Source organism: Bradyrhizobium sp. 27S5, from assembly GCF_037217225.1.
GTDB lineage: Bacteria > Pseudomonadota > Alphaproteobacteria > Rhizobiales > Xanthobacteraceae > Bradyrhizobium > Bradyrhizobium septentrionale.
Genome location: NZ_CP147714.1, coordinates 8,149,080 through 8,159,056, shown reverse-complemented (window position 1 = coordinate 8,159,056; position 9,977 = coordinate 8,149,080). Strand labels below are relative to the sequence as shown.

Below are 9,977 nucleotides of genomic sequence, written 5' to 3'. Positions count from 1 at the left end.
GAAACGGCCCTGCGGCCCAAAGGCCGCCGGCCGCCGTGTCTTCCTGTCCTGTTTGGGTGCAGCCAAGATCCGGTTACTCCATGTTGCGGATGCGTTCGATCAGCGCTGATAGAGCGGGATCGCGCTCGGCCCTGGCATAGATACCGGCCATCGCCGCCTCGAACGGCTTGCGGTCGAAGTCGGTCACGACCTTGACGCCCGCGAGTTCCGCCTGCTTGCGCGAGCGCTCCTCGAGCTCCCGCCACTTGTCGCGCATATAGATGCTGGAGCGCTGCGCGGCATCGCGGAAGATGGTCTGCTCGTCCGGCGAGAGGCTGGCCCAGGCCTTGCGCGACATCACCAGCACTTCCGGGCTCATGGTGTGCCGGGTCAAGGTGTAGTAGCCGGCGTATTTGTAGTGGCCGGTGGTGACGAAGGACGGCCAGTTGTTCTCCGCGCCATCGATCAGCCGGTTGGCGAGCCCGGTCAGCACCTGGCCGTAGGGCATTTCGACCGGCTGGGCGCCAAGAGCGCGGATCATGTCCGACATCTGTTCGGATTGCTGCACGCGCAGCCGCAGCCCCTTGAGGTCGTCGAGCGAGCGCACCGGGCGGACGCTGTTGTAGATCGAGCGGGCGCCGGAATCGTAGAAGGTCAATCCGACGAAGCCATGGGCTTCGAAATTGTTCAGGATCTCGGTCCCGATCGGTCCGTCCAGCACATGTTGCAGGTGCTCAAGCGACCGAAACAGGAACGGCATCGCCAGCACGTTGACCGATGGCACCATGGTTCCGATCAGCGCGACGTTGGTCCGGTTCAGATCGATGGCGCCGGCCCGGGTCTGTTCCAGCGTCTCCTTTTCCTCGCCGAGCTGGCGGGAATGGAAGACCACGATGCGGTGCCGGCCGGAGGTCCGCTCGGCGATCAGGCGGTCCATGTAATTCAGTGCCTGAACGGTCGGATAGTCCTCATTCTGGGTATCGGCCGTGCGGAATTCGCGCGCAGAAAGGCTCGCCGAAACCGCTGTCCATAACAGCGCGACGGCAAGCATCATTGTCCGCGAAAGGCCGGCGCGGCGGTACACAGGCTACAATTCCCCTTGTGATTTGTGTCCAGGGCGGGAGGAAAAGGTTCAATGCTTTCTAGCAGAACGTGGGTGGTTCGCCCATCGGCCAAACGTTAAATCCGCGGTGCAACCTGCTGTGTCGATTGAATCCGGGGTTGTGGCGCCTTATGACTGCGCGCTGGCATCGAGGAACAGCTCGTCGTGAAGTTCGCTTTCAAACTCCTGCAACTCACCGTGGCGGCCCTTCTGCTTGTATCGCCCGCGCAAGCTGCGACCGAGATCATGTGGTGGCACGCGATGTCGGGTGAGCTCGGCAAGCAGCTCGAGAAGCTCGCCGCCGATTTCAACACCTCGCAGTCCGACTACCGGATCGTGCCCGTCTACAAGGGCAACTACACCGAAACCGTCACCGCGGCGATCTTCGCCTTCCGCTCGCGCAGCCAGCCGGCGATCGTTCAGGTCAACGAGATCGCCACCGCAACCATGATGGCGGCGCGCGGCGCGATCTATCCGGTGTTCGAGCTGATGCGCGATCAATCGGAAGCGTTCGCGCCGTCGGCCTATCTGCCCGCGGTGGCCGGCTACTATGCCGATGTCGATGGCAACATGCTGTCGTTTCCGTTCAACGCCTCGACGCCGATCCTCTACTACAACAAGGATATGTTCCGTTCGGCCGGGCTCGATCCGAGCCAGCCTCCGAGGACCTGGCCAGAGCTCGGCATCGCGGCCAAGCGGCTGCGCGCCGCGGGCGCAATGTGCGGGGTGACCACGTCGTGGCCGTCCTGGATCAACGTCGAGAATTTCTCCGCCTTCCACAATCTGCCGATCGCGACCAAGGCCAACGGATTCTCCGGGCTCGACGCGCAGCTGATCTTCAACAACCCGCTGCTGGTGCGCCATATCGCGCAGCTCGCGCAGTGGCAGGCCGACAAGACCTTCGACTATAGCGGCCGCGGGCAGTTGGCCGAGCCGCGCTTCCAGAAGGGCGAGTGCGGCATCTTCATCGGCTCGTCCGGCACCCGAGCCGACATCAGGGCCAACTCAAAATTCGAGGTCGGCTACGGCATGATGCCGTACGATCCCGACGTGCAGGGCGCGCCGCAAAACTCGATCATCGGCGGCGCGACGCTGTGGGTGCTGCGCGACCGGCCGCGCGCCGAATATGCCGGAGTGGCGAAGTTCTTCGCCTATCTGTCGCGGCCGGAAGTCCAGGCCGCCTGGCACCAGAACACGGGTTACTTGCCGATCACCCACGCCGCGTTCGATCTCACCCGCGCGCAGGGCTTCTATGATCGCAATCCCGGCGCCTCGATGTCGATCGAGGAGGTCACGTTGAAGCCGCCGACCGACAACTCGAAGGGCATCCGCCTCGGCTCGTTCGTCCTGATCCGCGATGTGATCGAGGAGGAGCTCGAGCAGGTGTTCGCCGGCAAGCGTACGGCGCAGGCCGCGATGGACAACGCCGTTGAACGCGGCAACCGCCTGCTGCGCCAGTTCGAGCGCGCCAATCCGGACCGGTGATCGTGCAGCCAGGCTGCTCAACTGCTTCTCCGTCATCCTGAGGAGCCGCGAAGCGGCCTCTCGAAGGATCGACGGCCACCGTCGGGCCGTGCATCCTTCGAGGCTCGCTCCGCTCGCACCTCAGGATGACGGGGAGAGATTGGGCTACGAGATTCCTTGAAATGATATCCCTTCCATCCCTGACCACCTACGACACCTACCGCGCCTGGCGCAGCGACACGTCGCGCTGGCTGCCGGTCGCGCGCGATATTGCCGACGGCCATGGGCTGTTCTGGCGCACCCCGCATGTGTTCTCGACCGGCACCAATCTCGTTATCGGGCTCGACGGTGAACTGATCCTGAAACTGTTTCCACCGTTTCTGCGCCCGCAATTCGTCTCCGAACGCGGCGCGCTGGCGGAATTGCGCGGACGGCTCGGCTTTCCGATTCCCGACCTGGTCGCGGAGGGCGAGCGGGACGGCTGGCCGTATCTCGTCATCACCCGCCTGTCCGGCACCGTCGGCTCGGAGGTGTGGCCGTCGCTGTCGGAGGCCGAGCGGGAGCGCGTGCTCGCCGAGATCGGCGCCGTGATTGCCGAAGTACAGCGCGTGCCGCCCGGCCGCCTGCTTGCGATCGAGCCGCGCTGGGAGGCCTTCATGCGCGGGCAGATCGCGCAGTGCCGGGCGCGGCACGAGCGGCTCGGCCTGCCGGCGAAATTCCTCGCCGGGCTCGACGATTTGCTGCGGGACGCCGCCGAACTGATCCCGATGGACGCGCCGCCGGTGATCCTGACCGGCGAGTACATCCCGGAGAATTTCCTGCTGGAGCGCCGGGCCGACGGCTGGCACGTCGCCGGCCTGTTCGACTTCGGCGATGTCCGGACCGGGTGGGGCGAGTACGATCTGCTCGGTCCCAGCGCCTTCATGGCCGCCGGCCATCCGCGGCTTGTGCGCAGCCTGTTCGACGGCTTTGGGATTGCACCCGCGGATGTGACGTTCGCGCTGAAGCGGCGGCTGATGGCGCTGCTGATGCTGCATGGGGCCAGCGATCCGCTCCGGCACATCTGCATCGAGGGGTGGCCGGACCGGGTCGACGATTTCGTGCAGCTTCAGCAGTTGATCTGGCCGGACTATTATTGAACGCCGCAATTCCGGGATCGCCGTCAGTTCTGACTCGTCGTGCAGCAGGAGGGTAGACTTGAGATTCCGCCAGCGGCCATCACCGTAACGAATGCCGACATCCATTCTCGGCAACAGCTAACGAACCGGCTGCTGTTATCTGCATCGGAAGCACGCCGCCAAACCTCACACACGCGATGATGTGAACTTCTGTTTCACATCACTAACGCGGGACATCACAGGGGGCTTCGTCAAAGCGGACGCGCGCAGCATGGATATCCGAATAGCGACGGTCGGCCCAATCGATGAGGCTCGCCATCGGGTCCAGCAGGGATTGGCCTAGCGGGGAAAGGCGATATTCAACGCCCGGCGGCTTGGTCGGAAAGACATGGCGGGTGATAAGTCCGTCGCGCTCCAAGTCGCGCAGCGTCTGTGTGAGCATGCGCTTCGAGATGTCGCGGATGGCTCGGCGAAGCTCGCCGAAGCGCTGCGGTCGCGTCGCGAGGGTCATGATCATGAGTATGCTCCACTTGTCGCCGATGCAGTCGAGCACGTCGCGCACCGGGCAATGCACGGGCTCTACTGACTGGGCGTCGTCCGATTGATATCGGCTGAATCGCTCGATCGCGCTCAATGCGTCGCTCATGCCGGTCCCCTTTTTCTCTCCTGGTTACAAAAAACTGCCTCCTTACGGTGCAGGTCTGCGGTCTCTATGTGAGACCTACCCTAGAATATAGGCCATTGAGCACCCGGAGAATACGCATGTTTCTAGTCACTGGAATTACAGGAAAAGTCGGCGGCGCAACGGCCAGGCATCTATTGGCGCAAGGTAAGAAAGTACGCGCGCTGGTTCGCGACCGCGGGAAGGCGGCAAGCTGGACGGACCAGGGCGTGGAACTGGTGGACGGCGACTGGAACGACACGGCCGCCATCGAGCGGGCGCTCAAGGGCGTCGACGGCGCGTTTGTAATGTTGCCGGCCGTCTGGGCCCCCTCGCCGGACTTCAAGGAAGCCAAGGGCGTCATCGCGAACTATGTCGAGGCGCTGACCAAGGCCCCGCCGCCGCGAGTCGTCGGGCTCTCGTCAATGGGGGCGAACAGAACCAGCGGGCTGGGGATGATCACGGCCCTGTCGTTGCTGGAGCAAGGCTTTCGCAAACTGACATCGCCGACCGCCTTCGTGCGCGCCGGCGGGTTTTTCGAGAACTTCCTTTACGGCCTGCACGTCGCCAAGGGCGGCACGCTCCCCGTCTACTACAACCCGACCAACCGGAAATCGACCATGGTCGCGACGAACGACATCGGTGCCGAGGTGGCGACGCTGCTGACCGGGCCGGCGTGGTCGGAGCATCGCGCCATCGAACTTGGTTCGATGGTCAGCGCGGATGAAGTCGCAGCGCAACTGGGCGATGTCATGCAGCGCGAAGTCCACGCCTTCGCTGTCCCGCGGGCGGAGTGGCCGGCAGCATTCGAGCAGTTCGGCATCCCGAAGGGCCAAACCGGACCGGCTGAAGCGATGTTCGACGCCGTCAACGCGGGCTGGATGGACGTCGGCGTAGCGGGCACGGAGCGCGTCGCCGGCACAACGCTTCCCCGCGATGTCTTCGCAGCGGCCCAGAAGGCCGCCACGGCTTAGGTCCGCGGATCAGCGATGAGATGCGACTTTCGGACCTGTTCCGGAAATTCGCATCTCCTTCGGAATGAATGCGTCGCGAGCCGGCCGTCTCTCCGCGACGCCCTAATCAGAAAAGGATGGACAAATGTCAAAGATTTCCTGGCGCCTAGTCTCGGCCTTGGCGCTTGCAGCTTTCTTCGTTGTGGGATCGCTCAGCAACATCTTCGCCCCTGGGTCTATCTACGAAGAATATCTGCGGTGGGGATACCCGTACTGGTTCCATTTCGTAACCGGATCGCTGGAACTCACGACCGCCGTTCTGCTGGCGCGGGCACGGACGCGGCTGTGGGGCTCGGCGCTCGGCTGCGCCGTGATGTTGGCGGCGCTCGCGACCGTCACACTCCACGGCGAATACGGGCACGGGGTGGCGCCGCTTGTCGTAGCGGCACTATCGATAGTAGTTGGCTGGATCGCCTGGCGGAGAGCGGCTCCCCAGCTCGGCATGACTGACGCCACTGGAGGGCCGGGGGAAGGTTCGCCTGCAAGCGTTCACAGGTGAAACGGGATGGCGCCCCACCTAACCGCCACGCCACTGACAGCTCGCGCTCGCACCGCCTGTGGCTACGCCTTAATGAGTCCGCGTCCCAGCTAGTGACGCCTGGTCGCTGGTTGCACGAAAAGGCGAGCAGCACCTGTCGTTTGCACTCATATTGGGCAAACTGTCTGCCTTTGTATGCAACGTGCTTGGCCGGACTTTGCTGCCAGTGCAATGTTTTGCCTTGAATTTCAATTGCTTAATTCGGAATAAGATTCCGTTAAGGGTTGGCACAAACCTTGCGATCCCTGTTCCAAAGCCATTTTCCAAAAAGGCATTTGGAGCATCACATGAAGCGTCGCGATTTCCTCAAATCGGTGTCCGGACTGGCAGCGGGGGCGCTGGCGCCGACCGCGCCCGCGATCTGGTCGCCGGCCAAGGCCGACGCGCGCTCTGAGACGCTGCTGATCGTCTCCGAGGGCGGTCCGAACAATCTCGATATCCACGGTATCGGCACCAACGTGCCCGGTTATGAGGTGTCGTGGAATTGCTACGACCGGCTGATCAGCCACGAGATGAAGAGCGGTCCGGGCGGGGTGCCTTATTACGACCGCGACAAGTTCAAGGGTGAACTCGCCGAGGACATGAAGATCGACGACATGTCGGTCACCTTCAAGCTGCGCAAGAACGCCAAATTCCACGACGGCGCGCCGGTCACGGCGAAGGACGTCAAATGGTCGCTCGACCGCGCCGTCTCGGTCGGCGGCTTCCCGACCTTCCAGATGAGCGCGGGCTCGCTGACCAAGCCCGAGCAGTTCGTCGTCATCGACGATACGACGGTGCGCGTCGACTTCCTCAGGAAGGACAGGCTGACGATCCCCGATCTCGCCGTGATCGTGCCCTGCGTCGTCAACTCCGAGCTGGTGAAGAAGAACGCCAGCGAAAAGGATCCGTGGGGGCTCGAATTCACCAAGCAGCAGACCGCGGGCTCCGGCGCCTACAAGGTGACCAAATGGACCGCCGGCACCGAAGTGATCATGGAGCGCAACGACGATTGGGTCTGCGGTCCCTTGCCGAAGATCAAGCGCGTGATCTGGCGCATGGTGCCGCAGGCCGGCAACCGCCGTGCGCTGCTCGAGCGCGGCGACGCCGACATCTCCTATGAGCTGCCGTTCAAGGACTTCCAGGAGATGAAGGCGAATGGCAAGCTCAACGTGGTCTCGCTGCCGTTCTCCAACGGCATCCAGTATATCGGCATGAACGTGACCAAGCCGCCGTTCGACAATCCCAAGGTGCGGCAGGCGATGGCCTACGCGATGCCGTATCAGAAGATCATGGATGCGGTGCTGTTCGGCCTCGCCAACCCGATGTTCGGCGCAGCAAAGGACAAGCCGACCGAGGTCGCCTGGCCGCAGCCGACGAAATACGACACCGACATGGAGAAAGCCAAGGCGCTGCTCGCCGAGGCCGGCTACGCCAACGGCTTCGAGACCACGATCTCGTTCGACCTGAATTTCGCAGGCGTCAACGAGCCGCTCTGCGTGCTGGTGCAGGAGAGCCTGGCGCAGCTCGGCATCAAGGCCACGATCAACAAGGTGCCCGGCGCCAACTGGCGCACCGAGCTGAACAAGAAGGAAATGCCGCTGTTCACCAACGTGTTCTCGGGCTGGCTCGATTACCCCGAGTACTTCTTCTACTGGTGCTATCACGGCAACAATTCCGTCTTCAACACCATGAGCTACAAGTCGCCGGAGATGGACAGGCTGATCGACGGCGCGCGCACCGCTGCCGCAGCCGGCGACACCGCGGCCTACGACGCAGACGTCAAGGGCTTCGTCGATCTCGCCTTCGCCGACATCCCGCGCATCCCGCTCTATCAGCCCTTCGTCAACGTCGCGATGCAGAAGAACATCTCGGGCTACCAATACTGGTTCCACCGCCGCCTCGACTACCGCGCGATGGCGAAGGGGTGAGGCGGTGATGCTGATCGTCCGCGACACATTGGCGTGGGCCGCTCGCTCAAGTGAGGTGAGCGCTACTCTCTCATTCCCTCCCCCCTTGCGGGGGAGGGGCAGGGAGAGGGGTAAGCCCAGACGGCGGTGTTTGCGGCCACCCCTCTCCCCAACCCTCCCCCGCAAGGGGGGAGGGAGCCCCCGCAGTCCCGTTGCGGCTTTCGCTCACGTCAGGAGCGGCCCATGCGGACCCTGATCGGCAAGCGGTTGCTGTTCGCGATTCCGTCGCTGATCGGGGTCGTGATCGTGACGTTTCTCTTGACGCGCGCATTGCCGGGCGATCCCGCGGCGTATTTTGCAGGGCCTGCGGCAACGAAAGAGGCGGTCGATCAGATCAGGAAGAAGCTCGGCTTCGACAAGCCGCTGATCGAGCAGTTCGTCCGCTACAGCAACGATCTCGCCCATGGCGATCTCGGCACGTCGCTGACCACCGGACAGCCGGTCGCCGCCGAGCTGCGCAATCGGCTGCCGGCATCGGCCGAGCTGACCTTGCTCGGCCTCGTCGTCTCGATCGTGATCGCGATCCCGCTCGGCGTGCTGGCGGCGACGCGGCCGGGCTCCTGGATCGACCATCTCTGCCGCGTCACCACGACGGCCGGCGTTTCGCTGCCGGTGTTCTTCACCGGGCTTGTGCTGGTCTACGTGTTCTACTTCCGGCTCGGCTGGGCGCCGGCGCCGCTCGGCCGGCTCGACGTGTTCTATAGCGCACCGCCGACCGTCACCGGCTTCTATCTGATCGACACGCTGATCGCGCGCGACTTCGAGGCGTTCCGTTCGGCGCTCAGCCAGCTGATCCTGCCGGCGGTGACGCTCGCGATCTTCTCGCTGGCGCCGATCGCGCGCATGACGCGCGCCTCGATGCTGGCGGTGCTGGCCTCCGATTTCGTCCGCACCGCGCGCGCCAGCGGCCTGTCGCCCGGCAAGGTGATCGTCACCTATGCGTTTCGTAATGCGATGCTGCCGGTCATTACCACGCTCAGCATGGTGTTCTCCTTCCTGCTCGGCGCCAACGTGCTGGTCGAGAAAGTGTTCGCCTGGCCCGGCATCGGTTCCTACGCGGTCGAGGCGCTGATCGCATCCGACTTCGCGCCGGTGCAGGGCTTCGTGCTGACCATGGCGGTCATGTACGTGCTGCTCAATCTGCTGATCGACATCCTCTATGGCGTGATCGATCCGCGCGTCAGGCTGGAAGGGTAGGGAGGACAGATGAGCAGCGTTGCCCCCACTGTTGAGCCGGTCGGTCCCGCACGCACCTCCGGTCTCGCCGCGGTCATTGAGCAAACCCGCTACGTCCTCGGCGAGAACAAGGTCACCGGCTTTGCCTTCGCGCTGCTGATCGTGATCCTGTTTGCCGCGCTGTTCGGGCCCTACGTGGTGCCGTACGATCCGCTCGCCTCGGATACCGCGGCTGCATTGAAGCCGCCGTCCGCCGCGCACTGGTTCGGCACCGATCAGCTCGGCCGCGACATCTTCAGCCGCGTCATCGTGGCGACGCGGCTCGACACCTTCATCGCGGTCGCTTCCGTCGTGCTGGTGTTCCTGATGGGCGGGCTGGCCGGCATCGCCGCCGGCTATTTCGGCGGCTGGACCGACCGCATCGTCGGCCGCATCGCCGATACCATCATGGCGTTTCCGCTGTTCGTGCTGGCAATGGGCATCGTCGCGGCACTCGGCAACACCGTGCAGAATATCATCATCGCGACCGCGATCGTGAACTTCCCGCTCTATGCCCGCGTCGCGCGCGCAGAAGCAAACGTCCGCCGCAATGCCGGCTTCGTGCAGGCGGCGCGGCTCTCCGGCAACGGCGAATACCGCATCCTGCTCGGGCACATTCTGCCGAACATCATGCCGATCATGATCGTGCAGATGTCGTTGACCATGGGTTATGCGATCCTCAACGCCGCCGGCCTGTCCTTCATCGGGCTTGGCGTCCGGCCGCCGACCGCGGAGTGGGGCATCATGGTGGCCGAGGGCGCAGGCTTCATGGTCTCAGGCGAATGGTGGATCGCGCTGTTCCCGGGCCTTGCGCTGATGATCGCGGTGTTCTGCTTCAACCTGCTCGGCGACGGCCTGCGCGACATCGTCGATCCGCAGCGGAGGACCTGATGACTGTCTCGGCACGGTGTCGCGCTACCTCTCCGCTACTTTGCATG

General features: G+C 63.9%; 9 protein-coding genes. 7 read left to right on the top strand and 2 right to left on the bottom strand.

All coding sequences use genetic code 11. The annotated features are described in order from the left end of the window. Positions 1 to 73: 73 nt before the first annotated feature. Positions 74 to 1,030 (bottom strand): TRAP transporter substrate-binding protein, encoded by a 957-nt coding sequence (locus WDM24_RS38415; RefSeq protein WP_338701689.1) that lies wholly within the window; start codon positions 1,028 to 1,030, stop codon positions 74 to 76. Between the two features lie 216 nt (positions 1,031 to 1,246). On the opposite strand from WDM24_RS38415, the gene ugpB reads away from it, so the two are divergent. Continuing rightward, the gene (gene ugpB / locus WDM24_RS38410; protein ID WP_338829399.1) at positions 1,247 to 2,566 is read left to right on the top strand and encodes a sn-glycerol-3-phosphate ABC transporter substrate-binding protein UgpB; all 1,320 of its coding nucleotides are present in this window, start codon (positions 1,247 to 1,249) and stop codon (positions 2,564 to 2,566) included. 161 nt (positions 2,567 to 2,727) lie between these two features. Next, a complete protein-coding gene (locus WDM24_RS38405) occupies positions 2,728 to 3,684 on the top strand; it encodes an aminoglycoside 3'-phosphotransferase/choline kinase family protein (protein ID WP_338829398.1) in 957 nt (318 codons plus the stop codon). Between the two features lie 202 nt (positions 3,685 to 3,886). Here the strand turns inward: WDM24_RS38405 and WDM24_RS38400 are convergent, their stop codons facing one another. Next, positions 3,887 to 4,309 (bottom strand): winged helix-turn-helix transcriptional regulator, encoded by a 423-nt coding sequence (locus WDM24_RS38400; RefSeq protein ID WP_166299437.1) that lies wholly within the window; start codon positions 4,307 to 4,309, stop codon positions 3,887 to 3,889. A 116-nt stretch (positions 4,310 to 4,425) separates the two neighbouring features. On the opposite strand from WDM24_RS38400, the gene WDM24_RS38395 reads away from it, so the two are divergent. The 5 genes from WDM24_RS38395 (at position 4,426) to WDM24_RS38375 (ending at position 9,930) form a co-directional block, all read left to right on the top strand. After that, positions 4,426 to 5,298: an NmrA family NAD(P)-binding protein gene (locus WDM24_RS38395; RefSeq protein ID WP_166307601.1), complete on the top strand. Its 873-nt coding sequence runs from the start codon at positions 4,426 to 4,428 to the stop codon at positions 5,296 to 5,298. Between the two features lie 124 nt (positions 5,299 to 5,422). Further along, entirely contained in the window at positions 5,423 to 5,836 is a 414-nt protein-coding gene (locus WDM24_RS38390; RefSeq protein ID WP_338692610.1) for a DoxX family protein, read from the top strand. Between the two features lie 326 nt (positions 5,837 to 6,162). Beyond that, a complete protein-coding gene (locus WDM24_RS38385; protein ID WP_338829397.1) occupies positions 6,163 to 7,785 on the top strand; it encodes an ABC transporter substrate-binding protein in 1,623 nt (540 codons plus the stop codon). A 222-nt stretch (positions 7,786 to 8,007) separates the two neighbouring features. Next, positions 8,008 to 9,021 carry an ABC transporter permease gene (locus WDM24_RS38380; RefSeq protein WP_338829396.1) on the top strand — a complete coding sequence of 338 codons (1,014 nt, stop codon included), beginning with the start codon at positions 8,008 to 8,010 and terminating at the stop codon, positions 9,019 to 9,021. A 9-nt stretch (positions 9,022 to 9,030) separates the two neighbouring features. After that, positions 9,031 to 9,930, top strand: coding sequence for an ABC transporter permease (locus tag WDM24_RS38375; protein WP_338829395.1), 900 nt, complete (start codon positions 9,031 to 9,033; stop codon positions 9,928 to 9,930). Positions 9,931 to 9,977: the final 47 nt, after the last annotated feature.

Excerpts from the sequence above, each read along its gene's own strand:
- WDM24_RS38375 (WP_338829395.1), top strand. The coding sequence starts at position 9,031 with ATGAGCAGCGTTGCCCCCACTGTTGAGCCGGTCGGTCCCGCACGCACC.
- WDM24_RS38390 (WP_338692610.1), top strand. The coding sequence starts at position 5,423 with ATGTCAAAGATTTCCTGGCGCCTAGTCTCGGCCTTGGCGCTTGCAGCT.
- WDM24_RS38395 (WP_166307601.1), top strand. The coding sequence starts at position 4,426 with ATGTTTCTAGTCACTGGAATTACAGGAAAAGTCGGCGGCGCAACGGCC.
- WDM24_RS38405 (WP_338829398.1), top strand. The coding sequence starts at position 2,728 with ATGATATCCCTTCCATCCCTGACCACCTACGACACCTACCGCGCCTGG.
- WDM24_RS38415 (WP_338701689.1), bottom strand. The coding sequence starts at position 1,030 with ATGCTTGCCGTCGCGCTGTTATGGACAGCGGTTTCGGCGAGCCTTTCT.
- WDM24_RS38400 (WP_166299437.1), bottom strand. The coding sequence starts at position 4,309 with ATGAGCGACGCATTGAGCGCGATCGAGCGATTCAGCCGATATCAATCG.
- WDM24_RS38385 (WP_338829397.1), top strand. The coding sequence starts at position 6,163 with ATGAAGCGTCGCGATTTCCTCAAATCGGTGTCCGGACTGGCAGCGGGG.
- WDM24_RS38380 (WP_338829396.1), top strand. The coding sequence starts at position 8,008 with ATGCGGACCCTGATCGGCAAGCGGTTGCTGTTCGCGATTCCGTCGCTG.